Below are 24816 nucleotides of genomic sequence, written 5' to 3'. Positions count from 1 at the left end.
TCGTTTATTATTATTTTACTGGAGAGAAAATAACATGAATGCAACAACATTATCTCATCGCGAGCTAGCCAATGCTATTCGTGCCCTGAGTATGGATGGCGTCCAGAAAGCAAAATCGGGTCATCCCGGCGCACCAATGGGTATGGCTGATATTGCCGAAGTATTATGGCGTGGATTTTTAAAACACAACCCCTCTAATCCAAGCTGGGCAAATCGCGATCGCTTTGTGTTATCAAATGGTCATGGTTCGATGTTGATTTATAGCCTATTACATTTAACTGGCTATGATCTCTCTATCGATGATCTTAAAAATTTCCGCCAATTGCATTCAAAAACACCCGGTCATCCAGAGTATGGCTATACTGCAGGCATCGAAACAACAACAGGTCCATTAGGTCAAGGCATTGCTAATGCCGTAGGTATGGCAATTGCAGAGCGCACGTTAGCCGCGCAATTTAATCAACCCGGTCATGAAATAGTTGATCATTATACGTATACGTTCTTAGGTGATGGTTGCCTAATGGAAGGGGTTTCTCATGAGGTATGTTCACTTGCCGGTACACTAAAATTAGGTAAATTAATTGCCGTCTATGATGACAATGGTATCTCTATCGATGGTCACGTAGAAGGCTGGTTTACTGATGATACAGCAAAACGCTTTGAAGCTTATGGTTGGCATGTTATTCGTGGTATTGATGGCCATGATGCCACAGCAATTAAAACAGCAATCGAGCAAGCTCAAGCCGTCAGCGATAAACCATCATTACTGATGTGTAAAACCGTGATTGGGTTTGGTTCGCCAAACAAAGCCGGTACCCATGACTGTCATGGTGCGCCATTGGGTGATGCCGAAATCGAAGCAACACGTAAAGCATTAGGCTGGAATTATCCACCATTTGACATTCCACAAACGTACTATGCGGCTTGGGATGGCAAAACCAAAGGTCAGCAACTAGAAGCACAGTGGAATCAGCGATTTGCCGCTTACCAAAAAGCGTATCCAGAACTTGCCCAAGAATTTGTGCGCCGCACAACAGGACAATTACCACAAAGTTGGCAGCATGATGCCAAAGCATTTGTCAATAAATTACAAGCCAATCCAGCAACGATTGCAACGCGTAAAGCGTCACAAAATGCGATTGAGGATTTTGCTAAACTGCTCCCCGAATTCCTTGGTGGTAGCGCCGATCTTGCGCCAAGTAACTTAACGATGTGGTCAGGGTCTAAAGAAATTTTAGCTAACCCAAATGGTAACTATATTCATTATGGTGTACGCGAATTTGGTATGTCTGCGATTATGAATGGTATTGCATTACATGGTGGATTTATCCCTTACGGCGCAACATTCCTAATGTTTATGGAATATGCGCGTAATGCAGTACGTATGGCGGCATTAATGAAAATCCGCACGCTATTTGTTTATACCCATGACTCAATTGGCCTTGGTGAAGACGGTCCAACGCATCAACCGGTAGAACAGATCGCAAGCTTACGTTTAACCCCAAATGTCAGCACATGGCGTCCATGTGACCAAGTTGAGTCAGCAATTGCATGGCAATATGCAATTGAACGTCACGATGGACCAACCGCATTAATTTTTTCAAGACAAAACTTGAAACAACAAGAACGCACTCCGACGCAACTTGATAATGTTTATCGTGGTGGTTATGTTCTTAAAGACTGCACAGGCACGCCTGAACTGATTCTAATTGCAACGGGCTCTGAAGTTGAGCTTGCCGTTGAAGCTTATGAACAACTCAGCAATAACGGTAAAAAAGTTCGCGTTGTTTCTATGCCAGCAACAGATGCATTTGATAAACAAGATGCCGCGTATAAAGAATCTGTTTTACCGGCAGCAGTAACAAAACGTATTGCGATTGAAGCGGGTATAGCTGATTTTTGGTACAAGTATGTTGGTTTAAATGGCAAAGTCATTGGCATGACCTCATTTGGTGAGTCAGCACCGGCAGAACTGTTATTCAAAGAGTTTGGCTTTACCGTTGAGAATGTGATTGCACAAGCAACAGCATTATTAAAATAACGTTAAGTCACATCATGTTAAGGCGTGTTTATCACGCCTTTTTAATTAGCTATAAAAATTTTAAAACGTGAAATTTACATTTTATACTAATATTATTGATTAAAAAAATAGGAACCATGTTATAATATAACAAAACCGTATATAAACAACATTTGTTACATGATTCGACATCACTATTTAAAATATTGCTTCTTTTTTATAATATTAATATCAACGCAATCTTATAGCCATCCTCACAGTTTTATGACCCTGAAAACTGCATTTTATGTTAGCCAAAATCAGCTGACTAAAATTCAATTCACATGGGCAATGGATGAGCTCACATCGAGTTACCTTAAACTTGAGTATGAACAACATCCGCAACAAACCTTTGATGATTTAATGAATAATATTGAAGAAAATCATCTATTTTCACAATTTACGCTCAATACTAGTGACCAACCTATCCCAATTGCATTAACCGCAGAGAAAAGCAGCGCTATTTTGAATTTTGACCATAATAAAGGGATGTTGACATTTTGGGCAACATTAGCCAAACCAATTGCGATCTCAGGTCAAGAGTTTGAACTTGTTACATACGAAAAAACGTTTTATGTCGATATGTATTACGAACAAGATCAAGACGCCACAATCAATAACAACAGTTGCCAAATTATGCTCGATAAACCAACGCCGGATGATGCAACGCTTAGTTACGCCCAAGCGCTCGATACTGATGATACGCCTGCTGAGAGCGACGATTTTATTTTGGGTAAATTATTTGCGCAAAAAGTGGTGATATCATGCCAGTAAGCCAAAGTAAGCCGTGTTATCTGACAGTGATATTGCTTGTTATCATCATTATTGCCTCAGCATTCGCGGTTTATTACTATTGGTTTGAACTCATTACCGTGGCGCAACAATGGCAACGCTATTTTCATCAGCAATTAGTGCAATTTTTATTACGAACCAAACAGGCACCTTGGGACACCGGATGGCTGCTGGTCTGCTTTAGTTTATTATATGGCATATTGCATTCGGCAGGTCCTGGTCATGGAAAGGTGATTATTACCACCTATCTTGCTACCCAAAAACGTCATTTTAAAAAATGCCTGTTAATTACGGTATTATCCGCCATATTACAAGGTATTGTCGCGATTGCCTTAATCACTATTTTATTAATGATGCTCAATTTATCCACCAAGTATTTAACCATAGGTGAATATCAGCTAGAACGAGCAAGTTATCTTGTCATTATGTTTGTTGGCGTATTTTTATGCTATAAAGCTATCAAAAAGCTCGTGCAACAGCTATTTTCTCGCCATCACAGTAAAATCACCATTAATTCAATAAACCCCTTACAATCAGCCGAGCATCAACATCAGCTAAACTGTGATTGTTGTGGTCATCAGCATATTCCGGCTGCGACAGACATTGAGCACAAAAAAGGTTGGCTAGGTGATTTAGGGATTATCTTAGCTATCGGTATTCGCCCATGTTCTGGCGCACTACTGATGCTGATTTTTGCTTATACGCTCGGCGTGTACCATTGGGGAATTATTGCAACACTCGCGATGTCAATCGGTACGGCATTAACCACATCGTTAATCGCATTGCTAGTTTATCACGCCAGAAAATTGGCCGAACAATTGGTCAAACACAAGCAGCGTTCACTCGTCAGCGAACTCATACCGGTCGTGACTCATTCACTAGCGCTTATTGGCGGAATAGTTTTTGTCATTATGGGGTTAGTGCTGTGCCTTGGCATGAGTCATACTTACGTACCGCTAGGTAATCCACTATTAATGCGTTAACCGCGCCAAATATACACTTGATGAGCACTATCGCTACACTCAAAGCAGTCGCTGCATTTTTTGCCGGTACTACAATTATCGATCGCCGTCGCATCGACCAGTTCAATCTTACCTTTCTTGAGCCAAAACAACAGCATTTGCTGCATCGCACTTTCTTGAATCTGAAAACGACGCGATAAATCCAATAACGTCGCACGACCATTAAGTTCAATGTACTGAGAGATATCGGTCATTAACATCGCAATTGCCCTTTATGGTAATGATTGACGCTGCCACAAACCAATCACCTAGCAGCGTCAAACCGGATTAACAACAGCAGCTAGATTTGCTACATTTAGCCGGTTTATTGGCTAAAGTCGGCGCCGCAAATGCGCAGTGTCTGCCAACAAATTTCATGATTAATACAATCAGCGCAAATATCACCATTAAGCCAACTAACCAGGCTATGGCTGAAGACGAGGTACCGAGCAACGTGAATTGGAAATAAGCTGTTGCACATATCCAGCCCACAATAAATGTCCAAACCGCAACAAATGCAGTCCATTTAGCGCCCGCTTCACGATAAACCGCCCCGAGTGCCGCTGCACACGGTGTATAGAGTAAAATGAAAATTAAATATGCCATAGCCGCCGCGCTATTACCAAACGATGATTCAATCTTGCTCACGGCACTTGGTGTCACATCTAAATTACTTTGTAAGGAATCAATATCTTCATCGACAGCAGATAATCCCAGCGGATCTAAGAATGCTTCGCCAAGCCCTGCTAGGTTCTCTGGAATAGTTAAAAAGGCGTCTTTAATACCACCTACTAAGCTAAACTCATCGCCATCATCTTCACTGTCATCTTGCATAGAATATAGCGAATTAAGGGTTGCAATGACAGCTTCTTTAGCAAATATACCAGTAAAAATACCCACCGTCGCAGGCCAGTTTTCAGCCGTCACGCCCATTGGTTCAAACACTGGCGTTACTTTTTGACTGACTACGGAAAGCACCGAATTATCAGAATCTTGATTACCGAATGAACCATCAGTACCAAGCGAGTTTAGTACGCTTAGTACGGTGACCATTAAAATGATGGCTTTACCGGCTTTAAAGATAAAACTTTTGAGTCGTTGCCAAGTTAAGCTAGCCATACTACGTAAAGTTGGAATGCGATAAACCGGCATTTCCATAATAAATGGTGTGACATCGCCTTTAAGTAAAGTAAATTTGAGCACAAAGCCGGTCACGATCGCCACCACAATACCCAAAAGATACAGAATAAAAACGACCGTTGAGGCATTATTCGGGAAGAAAATAACCGCTAAAAGCGCATACACAGGCAAACGAGCCCCACACGACATAAATGGAATCATGCAAATTGACATGATGCGATCGCGCGTGCTCTCTAATGTTCGAGTGCCCATAATCGCCGGTACACCACAGCCAAATCCAACTAACATTGGCACAAAGGCTTTACCCGGCAAACCAATTGCACGCATTCCCCGGTCGACCACCATTGCAGCGCGGGCTAAGTAACCAGAGTCCTCCAAAAAAGATAGGCAGAAAAACATTGCTGCAATTACGGGAATAAATGTCGCGACAGTTTGTACACCAGTGCCGATACCATCGGCTAAAATCACCGTTAACCAATCAGGCGCATGCAGCATATTTAATACATGAGACAGACCATCGACGAAGATTGTGGCAAATAACACATCAAAAAAGTCAATAAAGACCGAGCCAAATTTAACGGCAATGATAAACATCAGGTACATTGCTAATAAAAAGAATGGAATACCCGTAATCCGCCCTAGCGCAACCCTATCAATTTTATCTGACAGTGAGTAGCTGGCAACCCGCGGATTATCAATCACGGTTTTACAGATTTGATCGATCGCTTCATAGCGGCTACTTGCAATGGCAATATCCACTTCATTGTCACACCATGCGGCAATCTCTTGTCGACAAGCTTCAATGTGCAACAATTCATCATTATCAAAGGCAAAATTTTGTGAATCAAGCAGCGCTTCAAGCAGTTGCCAACGACTAAGTTGATTAATGTAGCTCTCTGCTGGTACTGATGATAACAATTTTTCAATCGCTTGATTTTGCGCATCCGCTAAGGTAGTAATTGTTGGTTTAGCCGTTGACTTAGTCACCGCCAAGCGTTCAAGCTCACGATACAAATTATCGATACCTTTCTTCTTGGTGGATGAAATTGCCACCACTGGGCAGCCTAACAGCTGCGATAATTGCTCTGTATCAATATGCTCACCGATCTCATTAACGGCATCGATCATATTTAATACCACAATCAGGGGAAGATTGAGATCAATTAGCTGAAATGTTAAGTATAAACTGCGTTGTAAATTGGTTGCGTCAATAATATTGACAATCACACTATCTTTTTCAGTTAAGACGTAATCGCGCGCAATCATTTCGTCTTGCGAGGTGGTTTCGGTATCACTTTCTATAGCATAAGTACCTGGTAAGTCGACGATTTCATACGATTTTTTATTATAACTAAAAATCCCTGTTTTACGCTCAACAGTGACACCTGGCCAGTTACCAACACGCTGTTTAGCACCGGTGAGTAAATTAAATAGCGTCGTTTTACCACAGTTTGGATTACCGATTAATGCTATACTCATTTTTCAATCTCCACCACGGCAATTGACGCAGCCTCTTGACGTCTTAAACACAATAAAAATCCTCTCATATTAATTTCGAGCGGATCACCCAGTGGCGCAACTCTCACAACCGATACTTTGCATCCAGGCGTAATACCCATAGCCAGTAGTTTGCGACGAAAAGGTAATGAGTCAGGTAATAGTTTGGCAATAACGGCTTCTTTGCCAAACGTGAGGCGATCTAACGTTAACTCTTGAGTATCCATATCATAACATCCTGCTAAAACAACATACGTTAAGAACAATAATAATAATGCGAATTATTCTCGATATTAATACAAATCACTTTAGAATGAAATACGCACTACTAAAAATTTAATTTTACCTGCCTCAATTTTACAAAATAACGCCACTTTTATAACCGTTCAAAAATAGTGGCTAGATTCGACAATTGGCTTTGAACATACCGCTCTTGCTCTTTTTTAGCCTGCTCTGCCAATTTATTTTGCGAGACGTATGAGCCAGAATTATGATCACGATAATTATTAGGTACCTGCCCGGAATAAGCATATTTCGTCATGCTCGAGCTTTTCCTAATTTGATCTGAGTCTTTGTAACGATAAATACCACTAACATCAATATCGGTCGTCAATTCAAACGTATTCTCAAGTACCGTTGTTTGTAAATTGTAATAATACGTTTTATAGACATCTTTAGATTGTGTCACACCATCAGCATTGGTTTCATTAATGGTTTTTTCAACCAGATTTTCACTCATCGCTTTTTTGCTAATATCTGGTGGTAATTCTCGATAACGGCTCTGCTCTTTAATATTAATAACAAGGTCTGCCGTTGAGGGATTGGTCACAAACTTAATATAATCATCCTTTAGATTAGCTTGTATCAATTGGCTATATTTGCTTGGTGGAAAATAGATTCTTAGTTGACCTTTTTGTTGATATTGCTCAAATAATTTTGCTGATCCTTTATAATCGCCATAAGGTTGGTAGATTTCCCCAGCGTCGTGATAAAGCTGGGCTATCTCACGATATTCAGCATGGGTCGTCGCCGATTTTCGGATTGCTTCAGCTTGCTGATAAAGTTTGCCAGCTTCAATAGCGCGATATTTTTTATCATACACCACAAACAGTTCATCACTATTTTTATATTTACCCAGTGGTTTATAAACTTCCGATGCACTGGCAAAAGACTCCGCTGCATATTGGTATAAACCAGACTCAGCCAGTATAGTGCCTTTATCGTAATACTCTTTTGCCGCAACTTGCATATACTTTTTATTAGTCTTGTTATACAGCGCTTCAATATCTTTATAGTTATATTGTTCTAAGCCTTTGCGATATAAATTAGTTTTAAGACGATAACTATCACCATCTTTAGCATCGATAGAATTACCATACACATAATACTCTTCAGCAATCACTTGTCTAAGCTGCTTAATATCATACTTATTATTAAAAAAATAAACTTGCTGGCTATAAAAACGATTACTCAAACGATTTTTGATCTGGAGTAAAGCTTCATAGCTGTTAATGCGACTTGCGTAGTCCGTTCTATTGGCGGTTAGTAATTGATTTTCATAATGTGCCATCACATTACCGACAAGGGTTCGAAATTCCTCTAAATCAGCGGCATCGAGTTTAGACTCTCCTTTCTCTTCTACCGATAACGCTGCTAATTCAATACTTTCGACATATTGACCTTCTTTGTAAGCGTCTTGTGCTGTGCGGGGTGAGGCACACCCCACCAAAATAAAAATCGACAGGGCTAGTAACAATAATCGCATCAGGATTCCTTATATCATTATTTATATTTAATATTATAATGATTATCAGGAAAATTGTGCAATGCACAAGTCAACATTGTCTTTTTTTTGATGCTATTTTTATCGTTAGCTGATTAACTGTACTAATTGATTAGCCACTGTTGCCAGCTATGCCTCACATATTGCCGCTCGGTTTGAAAAAGCTGACCATCAACTTTACTCGATAGCTGTTGCAGTGATAAACGGTGAATTTCATTACGCATATTAATGTAAATTTGCGTTAATTTTTCAGCCTCATCATCCGGCATAATGTGATATTTTTTAGCTAATTCTAAAATACGCACGTTATCGCTCCAAGTGGTCATCTTAGGTTCTTGATGCGCATAATTGAGCACTAAATATTGTGATATAAACTCAATATCACCAATACCACCACTATCAACTTTAATGTTAAATTGCGTCTTCTCATGAGAGCCTAAATGACTTCTCATTTTTTCGCGCATTTCGCGCACATCTTGTTTTAGTGACACTTTATCTCGTGGCTGCATTAAAATCTGATGACGAATCTGATTAAAGCGCGCTTGGAGTAATGGTTCACCATAGACTACCCTTGCTCTGACTAACGCTTGATGCTCCCACGTCCAAGCATCATTATTTTGATAATCCGCAAAGGCATCTATACTGCATGCCAATAATCCAGCATCACCTTGTGGACGCAGCCTGACATCCACCTCGTATAAAATACCGGAATTGGTACGAATACTAAACAAGTGAATAATACGCTGTACTAAGCGCAGATAAAACTGACGGCTATCTATGACTTTCTGACCAGTGGTCATACTGTTTGCTGGGCAATCGTATAAAAAAACCAAATCCAAGTCAGAGCCATAACCTAGCTCAATGCCGCCCAATTTACCATACCCTACCACTAATAAGCCTTTTTGCTCATCTTCCGCTAAATAATCGGGTTTACCATAACGCGAAACCATTTGATTCCAGGCGATTTGTACCACAAAATCCAACATCGCCTCAGCCAGATACGTTAAATGATCACTGACTTTCATCGTCGGCAAAATATGGGCAATATCACTGGCGGCAATATGTAACAATTGCATTTGCTTAAACTGCCTTAGCGCTTCAATTAGCGCCTCTTCATCGTCAGACTCAATGCGCAATAAGTATTGATATAATTCACTTTTATAACTATCCATTGGCACAGTTTTGTATAACGAATTAAAATCAATCAGCTCATCTAATAATAGCGGATAACGCATGAGCTGCTCACTAATCATCGGTGACGCAGCGCATAAGCGAATTAACTGTTTTAATGCATTTGGGTATTCAACCAATAACTCTAAATACGTCGTGCGACTGACTATATTGACTAAAAGTTGCAGTGTTCTTGATAAGATCGTAATTCGATTATCATCTCCACATGCCAGGGCAAACACTCTTGGCATTAATTGATCGAGAATATCACGCCCGCGAACGCCAATCGTCCGTTTACTAATGCCATCTCTAAACTGCACAATGAGCTGATAAAGCTGCTGTGACTGCTCCGCATTGAGCTGCGGCAACACATGGCCAATATCGCTGTGAGCTAAATCAGTTGCCCACAGCTCATCAAATTGTTGGTCGTAGTTTGCTTGTTCACCTTGATGGTCATCGATGCCAATTAACTCATTAAAAATTACCCGAGTCGATAACATCCGCTCAGCAAGTGCATGTTGAAAATCATGCCAATCATCAAATCCCATGCCTAATGCTAAGCGCTGCTGATCAGTGGTATCCTCTGGTAAAGTTTGGGTCTGCTCATCATTAATCCCTTGCAATAAGTTCTCACACCGCCTTAGAAATAAATAATTGTGATGCAGCTTATCAACATCATCAATGGTTAACAGCTTTTCATGTTCAATCGCACGTAATGCTGCCAGTAGTGAGCGCGTTTGTAAAGCTGGCACGCGGCCACCACGAATCAATTGAAAGACTTGTACGATAAATTCGATCTCTCGAATACCACCCGCCCCGAGCTTAATATTATTATGCAAACCGCGACGTCTGACCTCACGTTCAATCATCCCTTTCATATTACGTAAAGATTGTAAGACGCTAAAATCAATATATCGACGATACACAAACGGCTTAAGCATTTGATAGAGTTCTTTGGCATAAGGCGAATTTTGATCACCAAGCACTTTGGCTTTGACCATCGCATAACGCTCCCAATCTCGGCCTTGTTCTTGATAATAATCTTCCATTGATGCAAAACTCAACACCAACGGCCCGCCGTCACCGAGCGGTCTTAGCCTCATATCTACGCGGTAGACAAAGCCATCTTGAGTGATGTGCTCAAGTGCTTTAATTAAGCGTTGTCCAAGGCGAGTAAAAAAGATCGAATTATCAAGTTCACGACGTTCACCTTTGGTAACACCATGTTCGGGATAGGCAAAAATCAAATCAATATCGGACGAAAAGTTCAGTTCCCCCCCACCAAGTTTCCCCATCCCTAAAATCACTAATGCTTGCTCAATGCCTTGATGACTATAAGGTGTACCCCATTCTTGACAGCTCAGTTTATACAACCAATCACGAGCGGTAATAATGAGCACTTCCGCTAAGGTGCTTAACTGAACCAGTGTTTGCTCGGTGGTGCTCGTATTGGCAATTTGTGACCAGTTAATTCTCAGCAATATTTTGCGTCTAAACTGGCGTAACACGGCCAGCAATTGCTCTTCAGATTGAATCCTCATAATTAGCTCATCTAACCAGCGTTGATAAGCCAGATATTCATCCTCTGTAGGGGCATTAATGTTGATTTCGGCTAACCAAGCGGGAAAGCGTGATAATGATTCAACGATAAAATCACTTCTGCTTAAAATATCAATATATTGGCAAACTAATACTTGATCACAATTGACTAACTGTGTCATCACTTTATGTTGCTGTGTTGTCAGTATGGACATAGATCACCATTTAGCTAATCATTGAGGCTAAGAAGAATTAAATACAATTTAAATTGAGTATTGATTTCACTAAACGCAAACATTTTAATATCACTCATCAATTGACGCTTTTTATTCCAATAACGATAAAGTTGATTTAATTGAGTGGAATATTCATTTTGCGCTGTTGGCAACAAGTGTTGTAAACGCTCGGCGGCCCAATGTAATGTTTGTTGATAAATCACCGTATCGTGATTGGCTAATGCATATTCTTCATTTGTTTGCCAATATTGTAATAAATCCGCTAACGATACGGTGTTAGCACTTGTCGGTAAAACGGCTTTATTGATCGCTTTACCTTGTAATAAACGGTAGCCTCTGGCAGCTTTACTTTGTGAAAAAAGATGCACATTAAAGCGACTTAACGCTAAAGCAAATAAGATCAAATCAAACTGAGAACCCGTTTTCAATTCTAATTCCAGTTCAAAGATCGGCACGCTAAGCTGCGCAGCAGAAATTTTCCCTTGATCAAGGGCAACTTCGATTTTGCTCTGTTTGAAATCAATCAACCACGTTTGGCGATGAAAATCGGTGGTAAATATCGCAATTATCTGTTGCGATAACGTTGCTACATCTAACTCATCAGCAAACACTTCAGCGGGTAATAGTGATAAATCGAGGCGCCGATAAGGCAATCTTGCATTAAACTCTTTACGGGCGTGTAAACCCGCCACCGCTTGGCCGGAAGATTTAACGGTAATTTCATACTCATCTTGCTTACCTGCTTCATGTGTGCCACGAATGCGCACACTTAAGCCGTGGTTACGTAAAATATTGTCCTTTCTGTCGTAGTAGGTATTCGTTAAATGTAACGAATGCTGCTCATGTATAGTCTGGGTTTGCAAAAAAGATAATAGATACTCAATGGATGATTCATCTAGTTCAAATTTTAATTCGACCTCTTGGCTCATTACGTGATTCCCCGACGATGATGACAATGCAGATCATACTATAGCAGGCTATCAGGCCATGATACAAATGTGCCGTGATATTTTATCGCTATTAGGTCGAGTTTAATCCCCGCAAGTGAAAAAAAGGGGACATCATATGATATCCCCACTTATCTCGTCAGCCAGTTAGTGATAATTATTGTTCATAAACAGGTAAGCGACGACAAATAGCTAAAACTTGCGCTTTAACTTGGTTAATCACCGCTTCATCATGAATATTATCAAGCACATCACAAATCCAATTTGCTAGTTGTTTCGCTTCTGCTTCTTTAAAGCCGCGACGGGTAATAGCCGGCGTACCTAAACGAATACCAGAGGTCACAAATGGGCTTTGTGGATCTTTGGGGACACTATTCTTATTCACCGTAATATTCGCGCGACCTAATGCCGCATCCGCTTCTTTACCCGTAATATTTTTATTCACTAAATCGATTAAAAAGAGGTGATTTTGTGTCTCACCCGCAACCACTTTGTAGCCGCGTTTGATGATCTCCTCGACCATCGCTTTAGCATTTTTAACCACTTGCTGTTGATAGGTTTTGTAAGCTGGTTCCATCGCTTCTTTAAGCGCTACCGCTTTTGCCGCAATCACATGCATCAGTGGACCGCCTTGCGCACCAGGGAAAACCGCGGAATTGAGTTTTTTATACAGCTCTTCACTGCCCCCTTTAGCCAAAATAAGGCCACCACGAGGTCCACCCAGTGTTTTATGCGTTGTGGTTGTCACCACATGCGCATGTGGCACCGGATTAGGATAAACACCCGCGGCAATTAAACCGGCAACATGCGCCATATCAACAAATAAGTAAGCACCAACACTATCAGCGATTTCACGTAATTTTTTCCAATCAACCACGCCTGAGTAAGCAGAGAAGCCACCAATGATCATTTTAGGCTTGCTGTCTTTAGCGATCTTAGCCACTTCGTCATAATCGATATGGCCCGAGTCATCAACACCATAGGCAACAATATGATAAAGTTTACCAGAGAAATTGACCGGTGAACCGTGAGTTAAATGACCACCTTCGGATAAATTCATTCCCAGTACCGTATCACCGGGTTGTAATAAGGCAGTGTAAACAGCAAAATTGGCTTGTGACCCCGAATGCGGTTGAACGTTGGCGTAATCAGCACCAAATAGTGCTTTAGCACGGTCGATAGCTAGCTGCTCGACAATATCAACGTATTCACATCCGCCATAGTAACGTTTACCTGGGTAACCTTCGGCATATTTGTTAGTAAGCTGTGAGCCTTGAGCTTGCATGACCCTTGGACTGGTATAGTTTTCTGAAGCAATTAATTCAATATGCTCTTCTTGACGTTTATTTTCATGTTGAATGGCATTCCACAAATCTTGGTCATACTCGGCTATTGTCATTTGTTTAGTAAACATCTTCGCTCCTCGCAGCTTTAGTTAACAACATAAGTTAAGAACATAAAATCAGCATAATCACAATACAATTACAGCTAGCTCGCTAGATACATTCAAGGCATATCATCTAAATCAACCCATGAAACCAGTAAATATCATAAACAATAACTGAGTCATTTACTAGGTTATATTGCCTGGTTTTTCAATACTAACTATCGACCAGTTACCCGCCAAATAGCTGACAGATTTTGCCATCATTAAGCGGTTAAAAAAAATTTTCACCAATCAGTTTTAAACTCATGACGGTTGAAACGATAATGAGCATTGGCCGAATCAATTTTTTTCCTTTTGATAATACCATTTTAGCGCCAATTCGGGCACCAATCACTTGACCAACTAACATCGTCAGACCGATCGTCCAAAGCACCTGACCACTGAACACAAAAAACAGTAATCCCGCTATATTAGAGGTGAAATTGAGTACCTTAGTGTGAGCCGTTGCTTTAGTCAAATTAAAGCCAGCTAGTGTCACATAAGCAAGGGCATAAAATGAACCGGCTCCCGGGCCAAAAAACCCATCATAAAAACCAACTACCATAGCGGCAACAATTGCAAATTGTGCTTCAGATAGACGGCGTTGACGATCGTGTTCGCCAATTTTGGGGCAGAATAAAAAATACAGGCCAACGCTGATCGTCAAAATCGGCAACAAGACACGTAAAAAATCGGACTGAATATGTAATACTAAGAGTGTGCCTAAAGCAGAACCGACAAAAGCCAGCAGAATCGATAGTTTCATTTCACTAAGATTCACCATACGCCGGCGGATAAAATACCAACTCGCCGAGAACGATCCACCACAGCTTTGTAACTTATTGGTTGCCAAAGCGGCTTGAGGTGCAATACCCACAGCAAGCAGCGCCGGCACCGTTAATAGCCCACCGCCACCAGCAATCGAATCAATAAAGCCGGCTAACAGGGCGACCACAAATAATAGTAAAAGCAATTGATAACTAATCGATATATCCATATTTATAACCGTATGTAAGTTTGCCAATAAATACTCGAAAACATCACTGTAATAAAAACTAATATCATGAACAGGACTCTGAATTTAGACCGCGTAAAATAATGTGCAACCCTGCCATTTAAGTAACGCTTATCGAGCATTACCAATATCGCAAAAATAATGACTGCCAAGGCAGCAAGTAATAATCCATCGAACCTATCATCGCTCATCATACGATTAAAAATAGCGTTTTGGCTGCACATCACCGCACTGTGCACGGTAACGTAAATAGTGATCCATCAGCACAATGGCCATCATGGCTTCAGCGATAGGCACCGCGCGAATCCCCACACAAGGATCATGACGCCCATGCGTTGACACCTCAACGGTCTGGCCATGAATATCAATCGATTGCCCCGCAATTTCAATGCTTGGTGTTGCCTTTAACGCAATATTGGCAGTAATGGTTTGGCCAGAACTAATGCCGCCTAAAATGCCGCCCGCATGATTGGATCTAAATCCCGCCGAGGTGATTTCATCACGGTTTTCACTGCCGCGTTTACTCACGGCGGCAAAACCATCACCAATTTCAACCCCTTTCACTGCATTAATGCTCATTAAAGCATGCGCGATATCCGCATCTAAGCGATCAAAAACAGGTTCGCCAAGACCAACTGGCACGTTTTCGGCCACAATAGTCACTTTAGCGCCAATCGAATCACCCGATTTTTTTAGTGAACGTAGCAATTGCTCGAGATCATCTAACTTTGATTCATCACCACAAAAAAATGGATTTTGTCCCACTTGTTGCCAATCTTGCAGTGGGCATGCTACCTCCCCCATTTGCGCTAAATAACCACGAATGGTAATGCCAAGATGATCATGTAAATATTTTTTAGCAATACTGCCAGCAGCAACGCGCATCGCCGTTTCCCTTGCTGACGCGCGCCCGCCACCGCGATAATCACGTATGCCATATTTTTGTTGATAAGTATAATCAGCATGACTTGGACGGAAAATCTCTTTAATACGACTGTAATCTTGCGAGCGCTGATCAGTATTTTCAATCATCAGCCCAATGCTAGTGCCGGTTGTTTTACCTTCAAAGACACCCGATAAAATTTTCACTGCATCGGCTTCTCTGCGCTGCGTCGTGTAACGCGATGAGCCCGGTTTACGGCGATCCAAATCTTTTTGTAAGTCGTCCTCACACAAATCCAGTCCCGGCGGCACGCCATCAACAATACAACCTAACGCAAGTCCGTGTGATTCACCAAATGTGGTGACTTTAAACAGTGTTCCAATAGAATTACCAGCCATACGTAACCTTTTTATTTATTTTTAGTTAGTAATATAATTATAAAATATCTTCAAATTCAATAAGTTGTTTTTTTGTTAGCATAAAAACGCCATCACCGCCATTAGCAAACTTGATCCATTTAAACGGTATCTGCGGGTATTGGGCTTGTAGGGCAACGCTACTATTACCCACTTCACAAATGAGTACACCAAATTTAGATAAATGAGCAGCAGAGGATTTTAAAATGCGTCTGACAATATCAAGTCCATCATTACCGGCGGCTAATGCCAGTTCCGGCTCGGTTCTAAATTCCAGCGGTAAATCATCCATATCCTCTTGATCAACATAAGGCGGATTGGAGATAATCACATCATATTCCACATCAGGCAGATCATTAAACAGATCAGATAAAACCGGTAAAACGCGGTGAGAGAGTTGATGCGCGTCGATATTAATTTGTGCCACTTCAAGCGCGTCATCAGAAATATCCGCGACGTCAACTTCAGCGTCAGGGTATTCATACGCACAAGCAATACCAATGCAGCCGCTACCGGTGCATAAATCAAGCATATTATGTGGCTCAAAATCAATAATACCAGCTAAATGATTTTGAATCAGCTCACCAATGGGTGAGCGAGGAATAAGTACGCGCTCATCAACATAGAATTGATGACCACAAAACCATGCTGTATTAGTCAAATATGGCGTTGGTATATGCTGCTCCGTTCTTGCAGTCACACAATCAATAATCAGCTGCTTTTCATCAACAGTCAGATTGGCTGAATAAAATTCGGTTGGAATAGTTAACGGCAAATTAAGGCTAGGTAACACTAATTGTTTTGCTTCATCAATCGCGTTATCACTACCGTGACCGTAATAGATATCTGAACGGTTAAACGTTGAGGCAGCCCAACGAATAAAATCTTGAATAGTATGTAATTGGTTAATCATCTTTTCCACAAAATTGCATCGGCTGTTTTACCCCTATTCTAGGGGCAATGTGGCTATAACACAACGAATAGTTATGAAGAAATATGCTGTCTGTCGTTAATCAGCTAAAAATGGAGGAAACCATATCTGATAGCAATTTCCTCCATTATGTTTAATAAAAATAACCGTTATTCACGTTTAATCGACCAACTTAATGTTTCACCGGCCAGAAAAGGAATCACCTCTCCAATCCCAGCAATCGCGATCGAATTAGGCACAACATAGTTTTTTTTCAGCAACGTTATTGACTCATCATTAACCGGCACTTGATAAAATTTAGGCCCATTAATCGAGGTGAATGCTTCTAATTTATCGAGTGCATTAGCCTGTTCAAACACCTGCGCGTAAACAGATAAAGCCACCGGTGCATTAAACGCGCCCGCGCAGCCACATGCAGATTCTTTACGGTGTTTTTCGTGTGGCGCGGAATCCGTTCCCAAAAAGAAACGCTGACAACCTGACGTGACGGCCTGCATCAATCTAGCACGATGCTGCTCTTTTTTTAAGATGGGTAAGCAGTAATTATGTGGCCTTAATCCGCCTTGAAATAACGCGTTACGATTTAGAAAAATATGTTGTGGTGTCACCGTCGCCGCTAAGTTAGCGGGGCCGTCCATAATAAGATCGGCGGCTTCTGTCGTTGTCACGTGTTCCAGCACGATTTTAAGTTCAGGTAACAATTTCATTAAAGGGAGTAAAACCGTGTCAAGGAACCGCGCTTCTCGCTCAAAGACATCAACCGATGAGTCAGTCACTTCACCGTGAATCAGTAATGCAATACCATGCTTTTGCATGCTTTCGAGCACCGGTAATACCGCCGAAATTGAACTCACCCCATGCGCTGAATTGGTGGTCGCATGTGCTGGATAGAGTTTTACCGCTTTTAAAATGCCATGCTGATAGCCTTCAACAATCTCGCTCGCTACCGTATCATCCGATAAATAAGCGGTCATTAATGGCGTAAAACGGTGCCCTACCGGCAGCGCAGCTAACACGCGCTCCTGGTAGGCGATAATATCAGGCAACCTTTTTAACGGCTTCACTAAATTGGGCATAATAATCGCACGGGCATAATCAAGGCTAGAATACGGTAACACCCCTTTTAGCATCTCGCCATCGCGTAAATGCAGATGCCAGTCATCGGGTTTTTTAATGGTAATGCTTAGTCGTTCAGACATAAATAGTGACCTTCTACGATAATGCCGTGTACGGTTCAAATGGTGTGTCATCTACCTGACCAATTAAATCCGTCATACTCTTAATGTTATTGGCTTGACAATAATCGGTTAATTGCTGCACCAAATCAGTCATAATGGTTGGCTCAATAAAGTTTGCCGTACCCACTTGCACAGCCGTTGCACCGGCTAATAAATATTCCAGCACATCATTAAGTGTTTCAATGCCCCCACAGCCAATCACTGGGATAGAAACATGTTTAAAACACTGATACGTCATTCTTAAATTGATTGGTTTAATTGCCGGGCCAGAAAAACCACCCATAATATTACCGAGCTTAGGACGGCGCGTTTTCACATCAATCGCCATGCCCAGTAAGGTATTACCGACCACAATCGCGTCGCCACCTTCATCTTCAACCGCTTTAGCAACACTGATAATATCGCCGGTATTGGGCGTTAATTTTGCCCATAAAGGCAATGGCGTGGCTCGGCGCAACATTTTTATGACTTTTTTGGTTGAATCGGCGGCAATCGCAAAGGCTTTACCGTGCGCTTCAATGTTTGGGCAGGAAATATTAGCTTCAATCGCCGCAATGCCTTTAACGTCAGTTAAAATTTCAGCAAGCTGCGCAAACTCGGCAGCCGTATTGGCGGAAATACTGGCAACCAAGGGCGGCTGATAACGATTAAAAAATGGCACAACGTCGCTAATGTAATGCTCCACGCCTTTACTGGGTATACCAATGGCATTAAGCATACCGGAACTGACTTCACAAATTCGTGGTAGCGCATTACCTGAACGTCGACTTTGGGTAAAAGTTTTGGTGACAAAAGCACCTAATTGATTGAAATCGATCAATGGTTCGAGCGTCGTATCAAACGTACCTGAGGCCGGCATAATTGGATTTTGTAACGGTAAATTACCGATTTTAACGGCAAGTAAATTATTCATACACAATTTCCCTAATATCAAATACTGGCCCATCTTTACAGACTTTCTTACTGACAAGTTGCGTTTGCGCTTGATCTTTAATCGCAATCACGCAGGCATGGCACATACCAATGCCGCAAGCCATATTTTGTTCTAATGCCACTTCACCGCGAATACCAAGCTCTAAGGCTAATTGTTGTAATAATTTACCAATCCGCTTTGAGCCGCAGGTAAAAAAGGCATCAATCGGCTGCTGGTGATGAACGTCACGAATCAACGCGTCAACATGATCAATCGCACTCGATCTATCACTGTCAATCACTTCAATAATGGCCGCTTTGGCATCAGCAAAACGGTGTTGTGACATGAGCCGTTCTTTATCTTTAGCGCTCAAAATCGCTGTCACACGAACGTTTTTTGATGCAGCATATTCCGCCAGTGGCGCTAAGGTCGCCAAGCCTACGCCGCGCCCTAATACTAAAATATGCTTATCAGTCGGTTTTAAATTAAAGCCGTGACCTAACGGACCGAGCATTTTAAAGGTTTGTTGCGCTTGTAAAGTCGATAAGCCTTCGGTGCCAATCCCAACGACTTTATATAAAAATTCAATTTGCCCGGTTGCTGAATTGGCAAAATAGGTACTCATCGGACGACGAAAAAATGGCGTTGCCTTATCTGTACTTGGACACATTAAATTAAAAAATTGCCCCGGTTCAACGGTAGCAGCCTCAGACCCAACGAATACAACCATATGCTTATACTCATCATTAACCCACTCATTACTCAGCACAACGGCTTGACTATCATAATATTTCATGATTATTCCCTAGTCTGAAAATTAACTTAATATGTTGTTTTTGCTTTCTTTAATTAAAAATAAAGTCGCAATAATATCTAAAATATAAATAGAAGCTAAGAATGCAATTGCCAATGAAAACGAAAACTGCTGGGCTAAATAACCAACTAGAATCGGCCCTAATGCGCCAATCCCGCGGCCGATATTAAATAACACGTTTTGCGCTGTGCCGCGTATCTCCGTTGGATACGATTCAGAGATGAGTACTCCGTATCCCGCTAGCATGCCATTGACAAATAGTCCCATAAATGCACCGGCAATCAATAATAGTTCCGGTGAGCTAAGCTGAGAATAGAGTAATACCATGACAAAGGCGCCAACCTGATAAATCAGAAATGTCGGCTTACGGCCTAATTTATCGGCCATGCGACCAAATAACCAAATCCCAACACCCATACCAATGATGGTGGCGGCTGTCCATAAACTCGATTTAGTCAGTGAAAAGTTAAACTGCTTAGCCATATAAGTTGGCAACCAGATCATTAAGCCGTAATAACCCAAGTTTTGCACTGAGGTCAAAATAATAATACCCAGTGAACTTTTGATAGTGCGGGCATCACAAAACAGTAATTTAATTGGCACCTTTTGTTTTTTGTGATCACGTTTTTGCGTAAAAATTTTTGGCTCAGGTAAACGGCTACGCAGCATAAATGCGATAGCCGCAGGTAACACGCCGACTAAAAACAGACCTTTCCAACCGATAAACGGCATTAAAATAGCGGGTAAAATTGCCGCCATCAGCACACCACTTTGCCACCCTAAGCCAACATAAGAAGCAACACGCCCTCTTTTACTGCTCGGCCAAGACTCAGCAACAAGTGTCATACCAATGCCATATTCGCCACCTAAGGCAAAACCGACAAAAAAGCGGTAAATCAGTAGATCGTAATAACCGAATGAAAAAAAGCATAATGTCGTTGCGATAATATATAAACCAATCCCCCACTTTAATGCTTTAACTCGGCCAAAGCGATCACTCAGTACCCCAAAAAAAATGCCGCCGACCACGGTACCAATTAATGTCCAAGTGACTAAAGCAGCAGCGCTGGTCGGGCTGACCGATAGTGATGTTGAAATAGCGGCAAGTAAAAAGCCAATTACCAGTAAATCAAATCCCTCGACCATATAACCCGTTATCGATGTCGCAACGCTTTTTATTTGATACTGACGCGACTCTGCTTGCGAGGTATCATTGTGATTAAGACTCATTATAATCCTTATTACCTTATTCTTGTTATGCTCATCTTTTTTAGCGCAACACAATTGATTGCATGTTATCGAGCACAGTGTTGATTCATGTTATATTATTCGCTAGCTAACACCGCCAATGTTTGCTTTAACAATTCAGCGCCCAAAGCAATATCCTCAAATTGGCTAAACTCATCAACATGATGGCTAATACCTAATACAGACGGAATAAAAATCATTGATGATGGGAATTTGCTTGCCATTTTCATGGTGTCATGGCCCGCCCCACTTAACATAGTCATATAGGCAATCTCTTTTTCAAGGCAAATTTGTTCGATCGTTTTAGCAATATTGAGATCAAGCTTAACCGGATTCTCACGAGAAATATTGCGTACGCTAATATCCGTTCCGGTATCGAAACTGGCTTTTTGAATCGCCGCCTGCATACTTTGTTCAACCCGCAGCATACTGTCGAGTTCAACACCTCGAATATCGACAAAAAACGTGACCTCGCCAGGAATCACATTCATCGAGTTAGGCACAACATCTAATTTACCTACCGTGCCAACCGTGCCGTAACAGGACTCTTTACAAGCGGCTAAATGAATATCGGCAATAATGGCAACACTCGCAACCAACGCATCTTGACGTTGATTCATTGGCGTTGCGCCAGAGTGATCCGCATGGCCTTTTACCGTCACACAAAAACGGATTGGCGCGGCAATGCCGGTGACAATACCAATTTGCTTATTCGCCGCTTCAAGGCATTTACCTTGTTCAATATGCAGCTCGACAAAGGCTGCAAAATAATCATTGGCCAGTTCACATTGCTGATTTAACACCGCTTCGCTGCTGTAACGCGTGCGATCAAGTACCTGAAAAATATCTTCATTGCTGCTATCTTTATTTTTACGCCAGCTCTCAGCGTCAACCTGACCGGCTAAAATTTTGCTACCAATACAAGAAAAGCCAAAACGGCTCGATTCTTCAGCGCGGAAAATCACCACTTCTAAACTGCGCTTTAACTGACCAGGTTCAAACTGTGATAATGCATAAATGCCGGATAAAACCCCTGCCACACCGTCATAATTACCGCCTAAAGGCACCGTATCAATATGAGATCCTGTGCCAACTGCCGGCAACTGTGGCTCAAAACCCGCTAAGCGAGCGAACACATTACCTGCCGCGTCTTGACGCACGGTCAGGCCCAAGGTTTTCATTTTAGTAATCAGGTACTCGTGTGCTTGCTCATCAACCTGCGAGTAAGCTAACCGAGTTGTGCCTTTTTCGTGATTTGATGTTGAAAAAGTAGATAAATGGTCGAATAACGCATTCAATTGGGATAATGTTAATTTCGCCGACATAGCTATTCCTTTGTGACATTTTGCTGCTTTTTTGTCTCATTTTTTAGACATTATAATCAAAAAAAAAAGCCTTTTTTACTAATTAAGCTAAAATAAATATCATTTGTGTGATAATTTTATCTTTTTTTAGACACCTGTGGATTAGACTATTACTAAGTAAATTAAAATGGAAGAATTATATGTCGATCATAAAACAAAGTGATTTTGTCGCCGGTATTATTAATGCTTTTCAATTGATCAGCTATGCTCATCCTATTGACTTTATTAAAGCGATGTATCAGGCATGGCAAAAAGAGACCTCGCCTGCTGCTAAAGATGCAATTGCGCAAATCCTTATTAATAGCCGTATGTGCGTACAAAATAAACGACCGATTTGCCAAGATACCGGCATTGCTGTCGTTTTTGTCAAAATTGGCATGAATGTGCAATGGGAGACACAACTGTCCATTGAAGAGATGGTGAATGAAGGCGTTAGGCAAGCTTATTTAAATCAACATAATAAACTCAGAGCATCAATCGTCGCTGATCCAGCAGGACTGCGCAAAAACACTCAAGATAATACCCCAGCCGTTGTGCACATAGAGATGACAGCCGGCGATAAAGTCGAGATTATTTGCGCAGCCAAAGGGGGAGGCTCGGAAAATAAAGCCAAATTACTGATGCTTAATCCTTCGGATTCGATTGTCGATGCTGTATTAAATATTGTGCCGCAGATGGGCGCAGGTTGGTGCCCGCCAGGCGTCCTTGGCATCGGGATTGGTGGTACTCCCGAAAAAGCCATGCTCATGGCCAAACAATCACTCATGCAGCCGATCAATATTGCCGATCTCTATCAAAAACAGCGCCAACAACAACCTTTAACACCCGTTGAGACATTGCGTTTAGAGCTCTATGAAAAAGTTAATCAACTCAATATTGGCGCACAAGGACTTGGTGGACTCAGTACGGTACTTGATATCAAAATGAATGATTATCCAACCCATGCCGCTAGCTTACCGCTGGCCATTATTCCCAATTGTGCGGCCTCTCGCCATGTCGAATTCACCTTAGACGGCAGTGGTCCACCTACACTACCTGAGCCCAATTTAGCCGACTGGCCCAATATTCCGCTTAGTCACGAGATTAAACAACAAATTATCAATGTCGATCAGCTAACCAAAGATAAAGTTCAACGCTTAAAATGTGGTGATCGCGTCTTGTTAACCGGTAAAATTTTGACCGCTCGAGACGCCGCGCATAAAAAGCTGATTGAGCGGCTAAACAATAATCAGCCACTGCCGGTGGATTTACACAATAAACTTATCTACTATGTCGGCCCAGTCGATGCCGTCAATGATGAAGTCGTTGGCCCTGCTGGTCCGACAACGGCGACCCGAATGGACAAGTTCACTGGGCAATTATTAGCCCAAACAGGACTACTTGGCATGATTGGCAAAGCAGAACGAGGGCCACAAACTACGTTGGATATTAAACATAACCATGCTATCTATTTTATCGCAGTGGGCGGTGCGGCTTATTTAATTTCCAAAACGATCAAAAAATCAAGGGTGCTTGCCTTTCCTGAACTGGGTATGGAAGCAATCTATGAATTTGACGTGGAGAATATGCCCGTCACGGTCGCTATTGACCCCAATGGTAATTCTATCTATGCTAATAGATAACCAGACATACTTCTTGCAAATTGGCAATCTCACTCAACGAGCAGTGACGTTGCCATTATGCATAGCTATCGACTTAATCAAGGAGTAATAACATGAATGTTGCAGACATTTCAAAAAAACGCTATACCACGAAACATTATGATAAAAGCAAAACCATTCCAGCTGAGCAAATTGAACAGTTGTTAACGGTGTTAAAAAACAGCCCATCTTCGGTCAACTCTCAGCCATGGCACTTTTTTATTGCCGATAATGATGCCGCCAAAGCAAAAATTTTACCGGCAATTTTAGAATTTAATCAATCGCGTGTGACTGATTCATCTCACACCATTATCTTTGCGGTCAGAACGCCATTAGATGAAGCGCATTTACACAATTTGTTACAACAAGAAGATAAAGATGGTCGCTTCCCAAGTGCTGATCTCAAAAGTGCTCAAGATAATGGTCGTCATTTCTTTGTTAAGCAAAATAGTGCAACACCGCAAACCCAATTCGAATGGGAAAGCCGACAAGCGTATATTGCACTCGGTCAGTTACTGTTTGCCGCAGCATCACTTGGTATTGATTCAACTGCGATTGAAGGTTATGACGCGGTTAAAATGGATGAAATTTTAGGTTTATCCGCGAAAGGATTTAAAAGCATTGTTATCGCCACACTGGGCTATCGCGCTGCCGATGACGGTAATGCGCACCGACCAAAATCACGCTTACCTGATGAACAGCTCTTCACCAGATTATAATCACACCAAGCAGCAGGCCTATCCTGCTGCTTGCTTAAATCGCAA

At 41.7% G+C, this 24816-nt stretch carries 20 protein-coding genes; 5 read left to right on the top strand and 15 right to left on the bottom strand.

The features are described 5' to 3' along the window. Positions 1-34 precede the first annotated feature (34 nt). From tkt to DES39_RS08410, 3 genes are all read left to right on the top strand, one after another. Entirely contained in the window at positions 35-2041 is a 2007-nt protein-coding gene (tkt, locus tag DES39_RS08420; RefSeq protein WP_121145342.1) for a transketolase, read from the top strand. A gap of 243 nt (positions 2042-2284) precedes the next feature. Next, positions 2285-2833: a DUF1007 family protein gene (locus DES39_RS08415; RefSeq protein WP_245959588.1), complete on the top strand. Its 549-nt coding sequence runs from the start codon at positions 2285-2287 to the stop codon at positions 2831-2833. After that, a complete protein-coding gene (locus DES39_RS08410; RefSeq protein WP_121145340.1) occupies positions 2824-3834 on the top strand; it encodes a nickel/cobalt transporter in 1011 nt (336 codons plus the stop codon). The genes DES39_RS08415 and DES39_RS08410 overlap by 10 nt, the downstream gene beginning before the upstream one ends. Here DES39_RS08410 and DES39_RS08405 read toward each other — a convergent pair. From DES39_RS08405 to DES39_RS08335, 15 genes are all read right to left on the bottom strand, one after another. Beyond that, positions 3831-4073, bottom strand: a complete 243-nt coding sequence (locus tag DES39_RS08405; RefSeq protein WP_121145339.1) for a FeoC-like transcriptional regulator — start codon at positions 4071-4073, stop codon at positions 3831-3833. The genes DES39_RS08410 and DES39_RS08405 overlap by 4 nt on opposite strands. A 67-nt stretch (positions 4074-4140) precedes the next feature. Then, on the bottom strand, positions 4141-6471 hold the full coding sequence (feoB, locus tag DES39_RS08400; RefSeq protein ID WP_121145338.1) for a Fe(2+) transporter permease subunit FeoB: 2331 nt from the start codon (positions 6469-6471) through the stop codon (positions 4141-4143). Beyond that, positions 6468-6716: a FeoA family protein gene (locus tag DES39_RS08395; protein ID WP_121145337.1), complete on the bottom strand. Its 249-nt coding sequence runs from the start codon at positions 6714-6716 to the stop codon at positions 6468-6470. Before DES39_RS08395 ends, feoB begins: the two co-directional genes overlap by 4 nt. A gap of 149 nt (positions 6717-6865) precedes the next feature. Next, the gene (locus tag DES39_RS08390; RefSeq protein WP_121145336.1) at positions 6866-8254 is read right to left on the bottom strand and encodes a hypothetical protein; all 1389 of its coding nucleotides are present in this window, start codon (positions 8252-8254) and stop codon (positions 6866-6868) included. Between the two features lie 122 nt (positions 8255-8376). Further along, positions 8377-11163, bottom strand: coding sequence for a bifunctional [glutamate--ammonia ligase]-adenylyl-L-tyrosine phosphorylase/[glutamate--ammonia-ligase] adenylyltransferase (gene glnE, locus DES39_RS08385; protein ID WP_342773798.1), 2787 nt, complete (start codon positions 11161-11163; stop codon positions 8377-8379). Between the two features lie 47 nt (positions 11164-11210). After that, a complete protein-coding gene (locus DES39_RS08380; RefSeq protein WP_121145334.1) occupies positions 11211-12146 on the bottom strand; it encodes a CYTH domain-containing protein in 936 nt (311 codons plus the stop codon). Positions 12147-12321: 175 nt separating this feature from the next. Continuing rightward, positions 12322-13578, bottom strand: coding sequence for a serine hydroxymethyltransferase (gene glyA, locus DES39_RS08375; protein ID WP_121145333.1), 1257 nt, complete (start codon positions 13576-13578; stop codon positions 12322-12324). Positions 13579-13822: 244 nt separating this feature from the next. Continuing rightward, on the bottom strand, positions 13823-14587 hold the full coding sequence (locus DES39_RS08370) for a TSUP family transporter (RefSeq protein ID WP_121145332.1): 765 nt from the start codon (positions 14585-14587) through the stop codon (positions 13823-13825). A gap of 216 nt (positions 14588-14803) precedes the next feature. Next, positions 14804-15886 (bottom strand): chorismate synthase, encoded by a 1083-nt coding sequence (gene aroC / locus DES39_RS08365; RefSeq protein WP_121145331.1) that lies wholly within the window; start codon positions 15884-15886, stop codon positions 14804-14806. A gap of 37 nt (positions 15887-15923) precedes the next feature. Beyond that, positions 15924-16817 carry a 50S ribosomal protein L3 N(5)-glutamine methyltransferase gene (gene prmB, locus DES39_RS08360; protein WP_121145330.1) on the bottom strand — a complete coding sequence of 298 codons (894 nt, stop codon included), beginning with the start codon at positions 16815-16817 and terminating at the stop codon, positions 15924-15926. Between the two features lie 167 nt (positions 16818-16984). After that, positions 16985-18034 carry a dihydroorotase gene (pyrC, locus tag DES39_RS08355; RefSeq protein WP_121145329.1) on the bottom strand — a complete coding sequence of 350 codons (1050 nt, stop codon included), beginning with the start codon at positions 18032-18034 and terminating at the stop codon, positions 16985-16987. Positions 18035-18047: 13 nt separating this feature from the next. Next, a complete protein-coding gene (locus DES39_RS08350; protein WP_121145328.1) occupies positions 18048-18986 on the bottom strand; it encodes a dihydroorotate dehydrogenase in 939 nt (312 codons plus the stop codon). Further along, positions 18979-19782 carry a dihydroorotate dehydrogenase electron transfer subunit gene (locus DES39_RS08345; protein WP_121145327.1) on the bottom strand — a complete coding sequence of 268 codons (804 nt, stop codon included), beginning with the start codon at positions 19780-19782 and terminating at the stop codon, positions 18979-18981. Before DES39_RS08345 ends, DES39_RS08350 begins: the two co-directional genes overlap by 8 nt. A gap of 21 nt (positions 19783-19803) precedes the next feature. Continuing rightward, positions 19804-21030 (bottom strand): MFS transporter, encoded by a 1227-nt coding sequence (locus DES39_RS08340; protein WP_121145326.1) that lies wholly within the window; start codon positions 21028-21030, stop codon positions 19804-19806. A gap of 95 nt (positions 21031-21125) precedes the next feature. Next, positions 21126-22373 carry a M20 family metallo-hydrolase gene (locus tag DES39_RS08335; protein WP_121145325.1) on the bottom strand — a complete coding sequence of 416 codons (1248 nt, stop codon included), beginning with the start codon at positions 22371-22373 and terminating at the stop codon, positions 21126-21128. Between the two features lie 179 nt (positions 22374-22552). Between DES39_RS08335 and DES39_RS08330 the strand changes: the two genes are divergently transcribed. Next, the gene (locus DES39_RS08330) at positions 22553-24034 is read left to right on the top strand and encodes a fumarate hydratase (RefSeq protein WP_121145324.1); all 1482 of its coding nucleotides are present in this window, start codon (positions 22553-22555) and stop codon (positions 24032-24034) included. A gap of 92 nt (positions 24035-24126) precedes the next feature. Further along, entirely contained in the window at positions 24127-24771 is a 645-nt protein-coding gene (gene nfsB, locus DES39_RS08325; protein ID WP_121145323.1) for an oxygen-insensitive NAD(P)H nitroreductase, read from the top strand. Positions 24772-24816 lie beyond the last annotated feature (45 nt).

Origin of the sequence: Orbus hercynius (genome assembly GCF_003634275.1) — a bacterium.
GTDB classification, from domain to species: Bacteria; Pseudomonadota; Gammaproteobacteria; order Enterobacterales; family Orbaceae; genus Orbus; species Orbus hercynius.
This window is presented reverse-complemented; position numbering and strand designations above follow the sequence as displayed.